Here is a 14,790-nt window from a genome sequence, read left to right on the forward strand (position 1 = left end):
CTGAGAAGCATGACGCACACCGCAGACTCCAGCACCGACGGCACTGCAGACACCGACGGCACCGACGGCACCGCAGGTACCGGCACCCCGGCCGAGCACATCGACGTCGTGATCGTGGGCGCCGGTCTGTCCGGCGTCGGCGCCGCCTACCGGCTGCAGACCGAGTGCCCCGAGCGTTCGTACGCGATCATCGAGGCGCGGCAGTCCATGGGCGGGACGTGGGACCTGTTCCGCTACCCGGGTGTGCGCTCGGACTCCGACATGTTCACGCTCGGCTATGCCTTCAAGCCCTGGCGCGAGTCGAAGGTGCTCGCCGACGGCCGGTCCATCCTCGACTACATCAAGGAGACCGCCGCCCAGTTCGGCATCGACCGCCGGATCCGCTACGGGACCAAGGTCGTCGGAGCCGACTGGTCCACGGCGACGGCCCGTTGGACGGTGACGCTGGAGCGCACCGATGAGGACGGCGGCCGCACCCTGACCACCGTCACCTGCGACTTCCTGTACTCCTGCGCGGGCTACTACGACTACGACCAGGGACACGCCCCCGAGTTCGCCGGCGCCGACTCCTTCACCGGCACGGTCGTGCACCCGCAGTTCTGGCCCGAGGACCTGGACCACACCGGCAAGCGCGTGGTCGTCATCGGCAGCGGCGCCACCGCCGTCACGCTGGTGCCCGCGATGGCGCGGAGCGCCGCGCACGTCACCATGTTGCAGCGCAGCCCGACCTGGATCGGCTCGCTGCCCTCGCGGGACAGGCTGGCCGACGGCATCCGCGCCGTACTGCCCGCGAACGCGGCCCACCGGGTCGTACGGACGAAGAACATCCTCTTCGCCATCGGCCTCTACCAGTTCTGCCGGCGCAGCCCGAAGGCCGCGCGGAAGCTGCTCACCGGGCTCAACAAGCGCATCGTCAAGGACGACCGGCTCGTCGCCGACCACCTCACGCCGTCGTACGACCCGTGGGACCAGCGGCTGTGCGCGGTGCCCGACGCCGACCTGTTCGAGGTCCTGAAGACGGGCGAAGCCGAGATCGTCACCGACCACGTCGACCGCTTCGTCCCCGAGGGCATCCGGCTGAAGTCCGGCCGCGTCCTGGAGGCCGACGTGGTCGTGACCGCCACCGGACTCCAACTCCTGGCCTTCGGAGGCATCGAGCCGCGTGTCGACGGTCAACCCGTCGAGCTGAACCGGCAGTTCGTGTGGCGCGGCGCGATGATGACGGGCGTACCGAACTTCGCGGTCTGCATCGGCTACACCAACGCGTCCTGGACGCTGCGCGCCGACCTCACGTCCCGTCTGGTGTGCAAGGTGCTCAACCACATGCGCGAGCACGACTACGCGGCCGTGGAACCGAGGCCGACGAGCACGCTCAACGAACGCCCGCTGCTCGACCTGGCCTCCGGATACGTTCAGCGCTCCATCGACGCCTTCCCCCGGCAGGGCGACCGCGGCCCCTGGAAGGTCCGGCAGAACTACGTGCTCGATGCCGCGTCGACGATGCGCACCAACCTGCGCAAGACGCTCGCGCCCACACCGCTCTCCGCCGTGCGAGGGGCCCGCGCCGCGTCCGAGAAGTCGGCCGCGGCAGAGCAGCCCACCGCGTCCGGGCAGCCCGTCGCCGCCGGGCCGGAAAAGAGGTGGCGCTCCGCCTGAGCCCGAAGCTAGGGTTCCTTCTGTTCGCCGGTGGCCGCTCGGCCGCCGGTGCCGGTTGAGTGCGATCCAGGAGGTGTGACCGATGGCTGTCGTTGAGATGGGCGCTGCCCGCATCGAGAAGTCCGTTCATTCCACCTCCGTGGTCACCGGCTGACCTTCCTCTTTTCCACGCGCCACAGTGCGCGTGCGCCGGGGCCACCCCTGTGAAGGGTCACCCCTTGTCTTCCTCTGCATCTCCGCAGCCTTCTTCTCCGTCTTCCTCTTCCTCTTCGTCGCACGCTCTCGCGCCTTACGGCTGGGACGAGGACTGGGAGGCCGACTTCACCCCGTACGCGGCACAGGGTCTGCTGCCCGGCCGCGTCCTGCGCGTCGACCGTGGCCAGTGCGACATCGTCACCCCGGTCGGCACGGTGCGCGCCGACACCGAGTTCGTCGTGCCCCGCGACCCGATGAAGGTCGTGTGCACGGGGGACTGGGTCGCCGTCGACCCCGAGGGCGGTGACCCGCGGTACGTCAGGACACTGCTGCCGCGCCGCACCGCCTTCGTGCGCTCCACCTCCTCCAAGCGGTCCGAGGGACAGATCCTCGCGGCCAACGTCGACCACGCGATCATCGCGGTCTCGCTCGCCGTCGAGCTCGACCTCGGCAGGATCGAACGGTTCCTCGCCCTGGCCTGGGAGTCCGGGGCCCAGCCGCTTGTCGTCCTCACCAAGGCCGACCTGGTCCCGGACGCCACCGGCCTGTCCTACCTCGTCGAGGACGTGGAGACGTCGGCCCCCGGTGTCCAGGTGCTCCCGGTCAGCGCCACCACCGGGGAAGGTGTCGACATCCTGTGCGCCGTCGTCTCCGGCGGTACGTCCGTCCTGCTCGGCCAGTCCGGAGCGGGCAAGTCGACCCTGGCCAACGCGCTGGTCGGCGAGGACGTCATGCAGGTCAACGCCGCCCGTGACGTGGACGGCAAGGGCCGCCACACCACGACGACCCGCAACCTCCTCGTGCTCCCCGCGGGAGGCGTCCTCATCGACACGCCGGGCCTGCGGGGCGTCGGCCTCTTCGACGCCGGGAACGGTGTCGGCCAGGTCTTCTCCGAGATCGAGGAGCTCGCGGCCGACTGCCGCTTCCACGACTGCGCCCACACCGCCGAGCCTGGCTGTGCGGTACTCGCGGCTGTGGAGGACGGCACACTCCAAGGCCGCCGCCTCGACAGCTACCGCAAGCTGATCCGCGAGAACCAGCGCATCGTCGCCAAGACGGACGCGAAGCTCCGGGCGGACATGCGACGCATGTGGAAGCTGCGGGGCGCGGAGGGCAAGGCGGCCATGGAGGCCAAGCGGGGCCGGATCCGCTAGAGAGCGGCAGCGTTGCGGGGGTGCTCGGGCGCCCCCGCAACGTGGTGTCCGATTTCCGCCAGCCGAAGCGCCGGCGAAGCCGCACACTGGAAGACGTGATCGATGAAGAGACCAGGTACGAGGCGGTTCGCAGCCGCGACGCGCGCTTCGACGGGGAGTTCTTCTTCGCCGTCGAGACCACAGGGATCTACTGCCGGCCAAGCTGCCCCGCCGTCACCCCCAAGCGCAAGAACGTCCGCTACTACACCACCGCGGCAGCCGCCCAGGGCTCCGGATTCCGGGCCTGCCGACGCTGCCGCCCGGACGCGGTGCCGGGGTCCGCGGAGTGGAACGTACGCGCGGACGTCGTAGGCCGCGCCATGCGCATGATCGGTGACGGCGTCGTCGACCGTGAGGGCGTCCCCGGTCTCGCCGTGCGGCTCGGCTACAGCTCCCGGCAGGTGCAGCGGCAGCTCACCGCCGAGCTGGGGGCGGGGCCCGTCGCCCTCGCAAGGGCCCAACGGGCGCACACCGCGCGGGTGTTGCTCCAGACCACGGGACTGCCGATCACGGAGATCGCGTTCGCTGCGGGGTTCGCCAGCGTGCGGCAGTTCAACGACACCATCCGGGCGGTGTACGCCCTGACGCCCACCGCGCTGCGGGCCGCCGCGCCGCGTGGCGGGGGCGCGGGGCGGGCCACCCCGTCCGCCGGGGTTCCGCTGCGGCTCGCCTACCGGGGGGCCTATGAGGCGGGTGCCGTCTTCGACCTGCTCTCCGATGAGGCCGTCGACGGGGTGGAGCAGGTCTCCGGGGAGCGGGGCGGGCGCACCTACCGGCGTACGTTGCGGCTGCCGTACGGCACGGGGATCGTGGCCGTCGAGGAGAGCGATCACGGGGTCGGGGGGTGGCTGGATGCCCGCCTCCACCTGACCGATCTGCGGGACCTCACGACCGCCGTGCAGCGCCTGCGGCGGCTGTTCGACCTGGACGCGGATCCGTACGCCGTGGACGAGCGGCTTGGCGCCGACGCGCGGCTCGCTCCGCTGGTCGCGGCGCGGCCCGGCCTCCGCTCGCCGGGGGCGGCGGATCCCGAGGAGTTCGCGGTGCGGGCGCTCGTGGGGCGCGAGGAGGCCGCGCGGCTCGTGGAGCGGTACGGGAAGGCGTTGGACGCGCCGTGCGGATCCCTCACCCACGTCTTCCCCGAGCCGGGAGCGCTGGCCGGGGAGCCGGGCCCCTTGGGGGAACTGGCTGCTGCGCTTGCCGATGGGCGGGTGCGGCTTGATGCGGGGGCGGATCGGGAGGATGCGGAGGCGGGCCTCGTGGCCTTGGAGGGGGTGGGTGCGGGGACTGTGGCTTCGATTCGGATGCGGGCTCTCGGGGACCCTGATGTCGGGTTGCCGGGTGAGGCGGTGCCTGATGCGTGGCGGCCTTGGCGGTCGTACGGGGTGAGGCATCTGCTGACCGCGGGCGGTGCGGGGTAGCCGCCTTTTCTTTTCCCCAACCCGCCCCTTCCCGGCTGCATCTATTGGCGGCTCCGCCGCGCAGGGGGCTCCGCCCCCAGACCCCCGCTCCTCAAACGCCGGAGAGGCTGACACATCTAGCCCGTCCGGCGTTTGAGGACGAACTCGGCGAAGCCGGTGATGACGGCGACCAAGGCCCCCGCGCCAGCGGCCCGCGGCGGAGCCGCCAATTGATGCAGCCGGGAAGGGGCGGGGTTGGGGACTACTTACTGCTCCAGCCCCCAGCTATGGATCCGCCGAGGATGAATCCGGATCAGCTCCTCACTGAAGTGAGGCCCCAAGTCATGCGGTCCCGTGAGGAGTTCCGCATCGCCCCGGATGTCGACCCCCCGCACCTTCCACGGCCGCTCACTCACCATGTCGTCCACGACCAGCGACACCTTCGGATTCCCCTGAAGATTGCGCCACTTCTTGGTGGTCCCCAAGGCGTACCCCCCGATCAGGATCGTCCCGTCGTCCTGCGGGAAGAACCCGACAGGATTCGCCTGCGGCTGCCCCGTCGCGTCGACGCTCGCCATCCGCCCCAGACGCTGGGACTTGAGGTACGCCCGCTCGGCCTCGCTGAATTCGGTCATGACGCGAGCCTAAGCCGCAGGCAGCCCCCATCGCGGCGCCGCCTCGTTCGGTTCGACCGGCGCGATCCGCAGATCCGGGCGGTCACCCTTCGCGGTGATCAGCGCCGAGCCGCCCCGCCTGAGGGGGATCTTGACGGCGCCCCCGCCCACATCCTCGTACGACAACTGGCGCCCCCGCTCGTCCCGCACCTCGATCGCCCCCGCGATCCCGTGCCGCACCACGCACGGCGCCCCCGCCTCGCTCACGAGCCGCACCCACCGGGTCGTCCCGCCCTCCCGCACCGCGCTGAGCAGAAACGCCCCCTGCGTACGGAAGTTGTGCACCGTGAGGTCCGCCCACGCCGACGGCAGTGCGGGGAAGACGCGGATGGCATCGCCCCAGGACTGGCAGACCATGTCGTGCAGGGACTGCGCGGCGGAGAGCGGGGTCTCGATGACCGGTCCCGACTCCTTGTACATGGTGTTGGGCTGGATGAACCGCGTCATCAGCTCGCCCAGGTACTTCAGCGCGTCCTCTCCCTTGCCGAGCAGCGCCGACATCGACGCGGCGCCCGTGAACGTGTAGCCCTGAAGGGCTCCCTCGAAGCCGACCCAGTGCGCCAACGATCGCTCGATCAGGGCGCGTTCGTCCGCCGTGCGGCCCGTCACCTCGTACAGCGGGTACACCGCGAGCATGTGGGAGTAGTGACGGTGCGACTTCGCGAAGGGGATGTCCGCACCGATCATGTAGCCGTTCGGGTCGGTCGGGTACGCGGCCAGTCTGCTGCCGACCTCCCTCCAGCGCGGCGCCAACGTGTCGTCCACACCCAGGAGTTCAGAAATCTCCAGCAGCGTTCTGCAACCCCACTTCACCAGCATCAAGTCGTAGTTGCAGTCCCGTGAGTTGCCGCCGTACTCGGGCGAGTAGGTCGCCGGTAGGTGCAACTTGCCGTCCGTGCCCGGCTCCAGGAAGTGCAGGTAGTAATTGATCGCCTTCCGCAGCAGCGGGAAGAGGACGTCGCGCAGGATCGACTCGTCCATCGTGTGCCGGTAGCTCAGCCAGACGTTGTGCAGCGCCCAGGTGAGGTTGCCGACCTCGGGGGTCGGCGGGTCCTGGCCGGGGATGCCGACCCCGTAGCCGCCGTCCGTCACCGATGCGCCGTTGACGAGCGACGGGTCCGTGGTGCGGGGGATGCCGAGCGAGTCGGCGCGGTAAGGGGCTGCCATCTCCTTGGTGAGGTTGGACCGGAATTCGCTCAACGCGCGGGTGACCGCGTCCAGTTCGAGGTGGTTGGAGCCGTGGATCAGCCAGTACTCCAGCTGCACGTTCAGGTTCCACCAGGTGTTGGGCCACGGCGTCGGCTCCAGCCACGGGCCGCAGGTCGCCATCACCGGGGCGTCCCGGCGGGCGGCGGCCGCCGTCTTGTAGAGCTGGATCCAGTAGAAGCGCTGCATCCGGGCGTCGGGCAGCGACAGGAAGCTCTTGCGGTAGTACGCGTGCCACCAGGCCCGGTGCGACGCCGCGAGCCCGTCGTACGAGAGTCCCGCCGCGCCCCGCACCGCGCGCATCGCACGGTCGCGGGCCGTGGTGCCCGGATGCGAGTGCGCCACGTTCACGTACAGCGTCCTGGCCCCGCCCCGCGTCCGCTCCCGCCACGCGGTGACGTGCTGCCCGCCCGCGAGCAGCGGCTGCACGGCGGCCGTGACGCCGTCGTGCTCCTTCACCTCGGCGGGCGGGTTGCCCCCGTACCCCTCCGGCAGCGGCTTGAAAGCGGCGCGAGGGCTGATCGCCTCCGCCGGGTGGAACACCCAGCGGAAGCCGCGCTCGCCCGCGCTCGGGGTGACCTCGACGGCCAGGACGGAGCGCGCGTTGTGCACCTGCGCGCGGAGGTTCAAGGTGCCCTTGTCCGTGGTGAGGGTGCCGGTCAGCTCGGCGTCGCGCAGCCGCAGGCGCCAGTCGATGCCGGTGATCTTCCCGACGGGCTCGAGGGTGAAGTGGCCGATCGGCAGGCGGGCGAGGCCGAAGAGGGAGCCGAACTCGGGGCGGTGGTCCTGCACCTCGGAGTGCTGGACGTTGAAGCGCAGTGCCGTGGTCGTGCCGTCCGGCTGCGCGCTCGGCTCGGCGTAGATCCCCGAGCCGAGGAAGCCGTTGCCGAGGTAAGGGCCCTCGTACCAGGTCTTCGGCAGCTCCTGCCAGACCAGATCGGCGTCGTCGAGGACGGTGCGCCAGGGGTCGCCCGGCGCGCTCGCCTCCGTCGCCTCCGTCGCCTCCCGGGTCGCGGCGGTGGCCTGGGCGGGCAGGCCGCCGGACAGGAGTGCGCCGCCGACCGCGGTTCCGGTGGTGGCGAGCACGGTTCGTCTGGACGGGCTTGGCATCGCTTCTCCCGGAGTCATCGGAGCTTTACCTCGCCTGAAAGCTAGAGAGGGTGCGGCGTCCAGTCAATGAGTCGGGAGAGATCCGATGGGAGTATGTGTATGTGAACGCGTGCTGTGTATGCGTAGCGCCACGGATGGTCCAGCCGGGGGCTCGGTCGGCTCGGCCCGCTCAGCCCCAGATCACGGCCCCCAGCCACGCCCCCGCGATCAGCAGGCACGCGAACAGCTCGGTCAGCACGCTCCAGCCGCCCGCCCGCATGGCCGTCCGCGTCGCCGTCACCGCCTCCCCGTGCCTGCCGAGCCGCAGCCGTTCGCCCAGGTAGATCCCTCCGATGAACCCCGGGATCGACCCGATCACCGGCACCACGCAGAACCCGACGAGCGCCCCGGCCCCCGCGTACACGGCCGTCCGGCGCGTGGCACCGCTCTCCCGGAAGCGCCGGGGCGGCAGCAGCCATCGGATGCCCTGCGCCACGAGAAGTACGACGGACGCGCCCACCAGGACCCACCAGGCGACCGGCTCGGGATCCTGCAGCGCCCACCACAGAACCGCGGCCCACACCAGCCACGGCCCCGGCACGCCGGGCACAAGCACCCCGCCGATCCCGAGCAGCAGCACCACCGCGACCAGCAGGAGTTCCCACGCTCCCATCTGCCAAGCGTGCAGGAAACGCGGCAAACCCGCAGGTCGCGCAAGTCCCCGCAGGCCTCGGGACGGGACCTAGCGCGCCACCCAGCCCCGCTCGTACGCGTGCCAGCCCAGCTGGAGGCGCGTCGTCACGCCCGTCAGCTCCATCAGGCGTTTGACCCGGCGCTGCACCGTCCGAAGCCCCAGGTCGAGCTGTTTGGCGACGCTCGCGTCCGTCAGGCCCGCGAGCAGCAGCGAAAGGATCTCCAGGTCCGCGCCGTCAGGGCCGTCGGGGGCGTCCTCGGTGACCGAGCGGCCGTCCTCGCCGAGCCGCAGCGGCAGCGCGTCGCGCCACACCGCCTCGAAGAGCCCCGTCAGGGATTCGAGCAGGCCGCTCGCGTGCACCACGAGCGCGGCGGGCTCCGCCGTGCGCGAGGTGAGCGGCACCATCGCGAGCGAGCCGTCGGCGATCACCAGCTTCGTCGGGACGCGGTCCACGACCCGCACCTGTTCGTCGCGGCCGATCGCCGTCGACAGTTCGATGAGGCCGGTGGGGAGCGCGAGCACGGAGCGCTCCACCACCACGCGGTAGGTGACGCCGCGGCCCGCTGCCTGCGCCTCCGCGTCGTTCTCCATGCCGGTGATCGCCACGGGGTTGCCGGTCACCAGGGCGCACACCTCGTCGCTCGCCCCCAGCTGGAGCTGGAGGAACCGCTGTGAGACCGCGCCCGCGCCGGTGACCACCTCGACCAGGTCGTGCACCGCGGGCTCGGCGGCCTGCGCGCGGTACTCCTCGGCGAGCAGCTTCGCCGCCAGCTCCGCCTTCTCCAGTTCGTGCCGCTGCTGGGTCAGGAGCGCACCGAGCGCGACACCCGGCGGGGCCGCCACCCACCGCCCCGCCTTGCCCGACGCCTGGGCCGCGAGGCCGTGCAGCTCCAGATGGCGCAGCGCGCGCACGGTGTCCGGTTCGCCCAGCGAGAGCCGCCGCGCGAGATCGGGCACGTCGGCGGCGCCCACCGCCACCAGGGCGCGGTACGCCGATTCGTGCGTCTCGTCCAGGCCTATCGAAGCCAGCATGCGGCGACGTCCCTCCCCAGGATCCGTTCCGACGGCGCCCTGGCGGAAAGAAGCCACGGCGTAAACCCGCCCCGGGACATCATCCCCGCACCTCCCGCCTCTCTGCCAAGGTGACGCCACCGCAGCACCAACGGCAGCCGCTAATACGGCCTTTGGTCCGATATCGGCTGTGGTTCCGCATGCCCGACAACCTTGGGGAGAGCGATGCGCCCGATATCGCGTACGGCCTTGGGGGCGGCGTCCGCCGCCGTCCTCGCCGTCACCGCGGCCGTCCCGTCCGTGGCCGAGCCACGCGCTGCCGCGGCGGACACGAGTCCGCTGGTGGGGGGTGCCCCGCGGGGTGAGGGAAGCTCCGTCGTCACCCTCGTCACCGGTGACCGCATCCTGGTGACGTCCGACGGCAAGGACCGCGCGGGCGCGAGCGCGCTGCCCGGCGCCGACGGCACGGTGCCCCTCATCCAGACCAGGCAGTCCGGCAAGGACCTGTACGTCTACCCCGAGGGCGCCGTCCACGCGATCGCCGAGGGCAAGGTCGACGAGGAACTCTTCAACGTCACCGGGCTCGTCCGCCAGGGCTACGACGACGCGCACGCCAAGAAGCTGCCGCTGATCGCCGTGTACGACACGTCCGTCGACGTCACGCGCTCGGTGCCCGCGACGCCGCGCGGCGCCGAGCGCGGTCTCGTCCTCGAACCCGTCGACGGTGTCGCGCTGAAGGCCGACAAGAAGAAGGCCGCTGACTTCTGGGCGGACATCACGTCGCCCAAGTCCCGCTCCGCGTCCGACCTGAAGAAGCTGTGGCTGGACGCCAAGGTCAAGGCCACTCTCGACCAGTCGACCAAGCAGGTGCACGCCCCCGAGGCCTGGGCCGCGGGCTACGACGGCAAGGGCACCAAGGTCGCCGTGCTCGACACCGGCGCCGACGCCGAGCACCCCGACCTCAAGGGCCGGATCGGCGCGACCAAGAACTTCACCGACTCGCCGGACAACGAGGACCGCCAGGGCCACGGCACCCACACCACCTCCACCGTCGGCGGCACCGGCGCGGCGAGCGACGGCAAGAAGAAGGGCGTCGCGCCCGGCACCGAGCTGCTGCACGGCAAGGTCCTCAACGACAGTGGTTCCGGAGCCACTTCGTGGATCATCGCGGGCATGCAGTGGGCCGTCGACGAGAAGGCCGACGTCGTCTCCATGAGCCTCGGCAACCCCGCGCGGACGGACTGCACGGACCCGATGAGCACGGCCACGGAGGAGCTCGCGCAGTCGAGCACGGACACCCTCTTCGTCCTCGCCGCGGGCAACACGGGACCGAGCCTCAACTCCGTCTCCTCGCCCGGCTGCGCCCCGAGCGTCCTGACCGTCGGCGCCGTCGACCGCGACGACTCGACGGCCTCCTTCTCCAGCAGGGGTCCCGCGTACGGCTCGCACACCCTCAAGCCGGAGATCGCCGCGCCGGGCGTCGACATCTCCGCCGCGGCGGCGGGCGGCAGAGGTGTCTACGCCTACCAGTCCATGAGCGGTACGTCGATGGCGACCCCGCACGTCGCGGGCGCCGCCGCCCTGGTCAAGCAGCGCCACCCGGACTGGAGCGCCCAGCAGATCAAGTCGGCGCTCGTCTCGTCGGCGGACAGCGCCATCCCCGGCGACGTCACCGAGACGGGCGGTGGGCGCCTCGACGTGAAGGCGGCCGTCGACCAGAAGGTCCTCGGCTCGCCCGCCGTGCAGGGCGGCACCTTCGGCTGGCCCCAGGACAACTCGGACCGCACGACGATCGACGTCCCGTACACCAACACCACGGACAAGACAGTGGAGTTGAAGCTGTCCGTGCAGGGCGTCACCGGCAACGACGGCTCGGTCGTGCGCTCAAGCGTCGCCAAGCTCGGCGAACGCTCCGTCAAGGTCGCCGCCGGTGCCACGGTCAAGGTCCCGCTGAAGCTGGACCCCGCCGCGGACCTCAAGAAGGCGCAGTACGGCGACGTGACCGGCCGCGTCCTGGCGAAGGCCGACGGGGGCGTCGCGGTCTCCACGCCCTTCTCCCTCTACGTCCAGCCGGAGACCGTCAGCCTCCGCGTCAAGCTCGTCGACCGCGCAGGCAAGCCCGCCGACGGCCCGTCGTCCGTGGACCTCATCGGCACCGACGACGCCAGCGGTGAGCGCCGCTTCAACGAGGGCGCGAACGACCAGACGTACCAAGTCCGCCCCGGTGCCTACTTCCTGACCGGTTTCGTCGCGACCCCGGACGCGGACGGCGGCACGCTGACCGACTCGCTCACGCACATGGCCCGGCCCCAGGTCGAGGTCAAGAAGGACATGACCGTCACGCTCGACGCCCGCAAGGCGCACCGCCTGACCGTCAAGACGGACAAGGAGTCCGAAGTACGCGGCGCCACCCTCGGGTTCGCCCGCACCTGGGGCACCGACAACTGGCTCCACGCGGGCACCGCGGCGGGGCCGCGCTCCATCCGCGGCTTCTACCAGTCCGTCGAGGGCAAGGCGACCGACGGCACCTTCGAGTCCGGCAGCTACTGGCGTGCGGCGGCTCCCCTGCTCTCCGAACTCGCCGTCGTGGGCGGCAAGTCGCTCCATCCCGTGACCGCGTCCACCGGCTCCGCCAACCTCGACGGCACGGGCAGGGCGGCCCTCGTGGACGCCAAGTCCGGTACGCAGGAGGAGCTCGAAGCCGCCGGGGTCAAGGGCAAGATCGCCCTCGTCAAGGTCCCGGACAGCGGCAGCGCGAACGCCGTCGCGGCGAACGCGAAGGCGGCGGGCGCACTCGCCGTCATCGCCCACCGCGCGGCCCCCGGCCGCTGGTACCCCTCGACCGGCTTCACCGGATCCCCGCTCCCGGTCCTCGGCGTCCAGACGGCCGAGGCGGCTTCTCTTCTGGCCCAACTGGCCAACGGAGCAGTCGAATTGAAGTGGAAGGGAACGGCGAAGAGCCCCTACGTCTACAACCTCGCCTTCCCCGAGACCGGCCAGATCCGCGACGACCGCACCTACCGGGTGCGGGACAAGGACCTCGCCGCGAACGAGGCGACGTACCGCGCGATGGGCACGGCCACGGACTACGTGGACCTGCCGTCCGCCGTCCGCCCCTCGGGCCTGGAGGTGTACTTCGCCGACATCGAGTCCGTCCCGGCCCCCGGCAAGCGCACCGAGTACTACTCGGCGGGCACGACCGGCTGGGGCCACCAGGTGTCCAGCAGCTTCCCGTTCGGGGAATTCATGATCGACCCGGTGCGGACGTACGAGAAGGGGGAGCGGCGCAGCGAGAAGTGGTACGAGGGTGTCCTGACGCCCGCGGCACCGCGTGACGCCCAGGGCAAGCAGGCGCTCGCGGCCGAACGGCAGGGCAACCTGATCGGTGTCGCCCCCGGATTCTGGGACGACGGCCAACACGCCGGAGTCCAGGGCAGTTTCGGCGACATCGGCGGCCTGGAGCTGAAGCGGGACGGCGAGGTCGTGGGCGATTCGGGCTGGCCGTTCGGGGCGTTCTCGGTCCCGGCCGACGACGCGGCGTACGAACTCACCCTCCACACCAACAAGATCGGTTCGAAGGTCTGGCAGCGGTCCCTGAGCACGCAGACCACCTGGGCGTTCCGCTCGCACCTCGACGAGGAGGTCTACTCGCAGGGGATCCCGATGCTCTTCCCGCGCTATGAGCTGCCGGAGGACGGCATGAAGACGCTGGCGGCGAAGGACGGCCAGCGGATCGGGCTCACGGCGACGGGCCACGCCGGCTACAAGCCCGGCGCGCTCAAGTCGGCGGCCCTGTCCTACTCGTACGACGAGGGCAAGACCTGGACCGAGGCCAAGACGTCCGGCTCGCAGGGGAAGTGGACCGCCACCGTCAACCACGCGGGCGCCTCAGGAAAGCAGGTCTGGCTCAGGACCGAACTGACGGATGCGAACGGAAGTTCCGTCACTCAGACGGTGGCTCGCGCCTACGACGTGCGCTAAACACACAGACACCGCCGGGCGGTCCTCCCGTGGGGGGTGGGCCCGCCCGGCGGCCATCATCACTCTTCCGGTGGCCGGAATTTCCGGATGAACCGTTTTCGTACGGCCTCTGCGGTGGACAATAAGGGGCATGAGCCAGCAGGGGGAGAGGCACGACGGGGCCTCCGGCCAGGAGGACGACTGGTGGGGTCAGCTGTACGACGACTCCGCTCATGACACGGGTCCGGCCGAGGCGGCCGACACCCTCGACGACAGGTTCGCCTCGGCGGTCTCCGCGGCGGGCGACGGCGGCTTCCCCGACCCGGAGCCTCGGGCGCCGGATCCCGTGCCTCCGGAGGAACTGTCCGTCCGCGGCGCGGGTCCTCCGCCAGCTGAACCGTTCGCTCCACGCGAGCCACTGGCTCCACGCGCGCCGGTGGCGCCGCCCGAACCCCCGCCCGCCGCCCGCACCCGCCCGGGCGCCGCCCCCTGGGAGCCCCCCGCCGCACCCACGGGTCCTGTGACCTTCCCGGCGGGGCCGCCGAAGCCTCCCGGCGACCCGAGCCGCACCACCGCCGTCCCGGCGCCCCGCGCGCCCGAGGAGTCCGCGGTTGCGGATCAGCGGGAACCCGCCCCGGTGGAACCGGAGCCCGCCCCGGCGGCAGCAACGGCGGCGGACGCCGTCTCGTACGTCGGCGACGGACCGCCCACGTACGACGCCGAGCCCACCGTCCTGCCCGCCGCCGACCCCGACGACCTCGGCGATCTGGTCGCCGACACCGTCCTGGACGGCGCCCGCTACGGCACATCCACCCTGCGCGCCGTCTCCGTGCGCGGGGACTCCGCGCGCTATCGGGGCGAGCCGCGGCGCGACTCGCTGCTCACCGCGCGGTTCGGGACCGGGGAGGGCGCCCTCGTCCTGGTGGCCATGGCCACCGGCGCGCGGGCCACGCCCGGCGCCCATCGCGCCGCCGCCGAGGCCTGCGCGTGGATCGGCCGTGCCGTGGGGCGCAGTCATCAGCGGCTGTCCGAGGACATCAGGGCCGCCCGGCGCGGGGACCTCAAGAGCGGTCTGCACCGCCTCACGGACCGCAGCCTCGGCAAGCTCCGCGCGCACGCCGTCGACCTCGGCATCGAGCCCGAGGAGTACGCGGCGTCCCTGCGCTGCCTCCTCCTGCCCGCCGACCCCGAGTGCCGCACCCGCGTCTTCTTCGGCGTCGGCGGCGGCGGACTCTTCCGGCTCAGGGACGGCGCATGGCAGGACATCGAGCCCCAGGTCAGCGACTCCGCGGGTGAGGCGGGGCTTCCTGTCGTCGGCTTCGGTTCCGTGCCCACGGAAACCCCGGACGGCGATCGGCTCACCATGGACATGGGGATCATCACGCCCCCGAGTCCGTACGAGCCCGCCCCCGAGCCCCCGGCCCGCGAACCCTTCCGCTTCCGGGCCTCCGTAGCCCGCCCGGGTGATGCCCTGATGCTCTGCAGCGGCGGCCTCGCCGAGCCCCTGCGCGGCGAGCCCGAGTTCGCCGCGCACCTCACGCAGCGGTGGGCCAAGAGCGGTCCGCCGGGTCTCGCGACCTTCCTCGCGGACGTCCAGGTCAGGGTGAAGGGGTACGCGGACGACCGAACGGCGGCCGCCGTTTGGGAGGCGTGAGCGCCCTCACTGTGAATTCATGGACCCCAAGAGAATCAAGGGGACTGAAGGGTTCGTG

At 71.6% G+C, this 14,790-nt stretch carries 9 protein-coding genes; 5 read left to right on the top strand and 4 right to left on the bottom strand.

Annotated elements, in window-relative coordinates; all coding sequences use genetic code 11:
* The first annotated feature begins 9 nt into the window (after positions 1–9).
* From ABZ833_RS33135 to ABZ833_RS33145, 3 genes are all read left to right on the top strand, one after another.
* Entirely contained in the window at positions 10–1,656 is a 1,647-nt protein-coding gene (locus tag ABZ833_RS33135; RefSeq protein WP_361054461.1) for an NAD(P)/FAD-dependent oxidoreductase, read from the top strand.
* A gap of 218 nt (positions 1,657–1,874) precedes the next feature.
* Positions 1,875–3,005, top strand: coding sequence for a ribosome small subunit-dependent GTPase A (rsgA, locus tag ABZ833_RS33140; RefSeq protein ID WP_361054465.1), 1,131 nt, complete (start codon positions 1,875–1,877; stop codon positions 3,003–3,005).
* Between the two features lie 98 nt (positions 3,006–3,103).
* On the top strand, positions 3,104–4,465 hold the full coding sequence (locus ABZ833_RS33145) for an AlkA N-terminal domain-containing protein (protein ID WP_361054635.1): 1,362 nt from the start codon (positions 3,104–3,106) through the stop codon (positions 4,463–4,465).
* Between the two features lie 245 nt (positions 4,466–4,710).
* On the opposite strand, the gene ABZ833_RS33150 is transcribed toward ABZ833_RS33145, so the two are convergent.
* The 4 genes from ABZ833_RS33150 to ABZ833_RS33165 all read right to left on the bottom strand — a co-directional run bounded on the left by ABZ833_RS33150 (position 4,711) and on the right by ABZ833_RS33165 (position 9,139).
* Positions 4,711–5,079 (bottom strand): PPOX class F420-dependent oxidoreductase, encoded by a 369-nt coding sequence (locus tag ABZ833_RS33150; protein ID WP_361054468.1) that lies wholly within the window; start codon positions 5,077–5,079, stop codon positions 4,711–4,713.
* A 9-nt stretch (positions 5,080–5,088) separates the two neighbouring features.
* The gene (locus tag ABZ833_RS33155) at positions 5,089–7,434 is read right to left on the bottom strand and encodes a Tat pathway signal sequence domain protein (RefSeq protein ID WP_361054471.1); all 2,346 of its coding nucleotides are present in this window, start codon (positions 7,432–7,434) and stop codon (positions 5,089–5,091) included.
* A gap of 169 nt (positions 7,435–7,603) precedes the next feature.
* Entirely contained in the window at positions 7,604–8,086 is a 483-nt protein-coding gene (locus tag ABZ833_RS33160) for a DUF456 domain-containing protein (protein ID WP_249586990.1), read from the bottom strand.
* Positions 8,087–8,155: 69 nt separating this feature from the next.
* Positions 8,156–9,139, bottom strand: a complete 984-nt coding sequence (locus tag ABZ833_RS33165; protein WP_361054475.1) for a helix-turn-helix transcriptional regulator — start codon at positions 9,137–9,139, stop codon at positions 8,156–8,158.
* A 204-nt stretch (positions 9,140–9,343) separates the two neighbouring features.
* Between ABZ833_RS33165 and ABZ833_RS33170 the strand changes: the two genes are divergently transcribed.
* Positions 9,344–13,099 carry a S8 family peptidase gene (locus tag ABZ833_RS33170; RefSeq protein ID WP_361054478.1) on the top strand — a complete coding sequence of 1,252 codons (3,756 nt, stop codon included), beginning with the start codon at positions 9,344–9,346 and terminating at the stop codon, positions 13,097–13,099.
* Between the two features lie 130 nt (positions 13,100–13,229).
* Positions 13,230–14,732, top strand: coding sequence for a protein phosphatase 2C domain-containing protein (locus ABZ833_RS33175; RefSeq protein WP_361054481.1), 1,503 nt, complete (start codon positions 13,230–13,232; stop codon positions 14,730–14,732).
* The last annotated feature ends 58 nt before the right edge of the window (positions 14,733–14,790 follow it).

Origin of the sequence: Streptomyces sp. NPDC047525 (genome assembly GCF_040643025.1) — a bacterium.
Lineage (GTDB): Bacteria > Actinomycetota > Actinomycetes > Streptomycetales > Streptomycetaceae > Streptomyces > Streptomyces durmitorensis.

Bases quoted from the DNA above. Each gene is read 5' to 3' on its own strand.
- ABZ833_RS33135 (WP_361054461.1), top strand. From the start codon at position 10: ATGACGCACACCGCAGACTCCAGCACCGACGGCACTGCAGACACCGAC.
- ABZ833_RS33150 (WP_361054468.1), bottom strand. From the start codon at position 5,079: ATGACCGAATTCAGCGAGGCCGAGCGGGCGTACCTCAAGTCCCAGCGT.
- ABZ833_RS33155 (WP_361054471.1), bottom strand. From the start codon at position 7,434: ATGCCAAGCCCGTCCAGACGAACCGTGCTCGCCACCACCGGAACCGCG.
- ABZ833_RS33160 (WP_249586990.1), bottom strand. From the start codon at position 8,086: ATGGGAGCGTGGGAACTCCTGCTGGTCGCGGTGGTGCTGCTGCTCGGG.
- ABZ833_RS33165 (WP_361054475.1), bottom strand. From the start codon at position 9,139: ATGCTGGCTTCGATAGGCCTGGACGAGACGCACGAATCGGCGTACCGC.
- ABZ833_RS33170 (WP_361054478.1), top strand. From the start codon at position 9,344: ATGCGCCCGATATCGCGTACGGCCTTGGGGGCGGCGTCCGCCGCCGTC.
- ABZ833_RS33175 (WP_361054481.1), top strand. From the start codon at position 13,230: ATGAGCCAGCAGGGGGAGAGGCACGACGGGGCCTCCGGCCAGGAGGAC.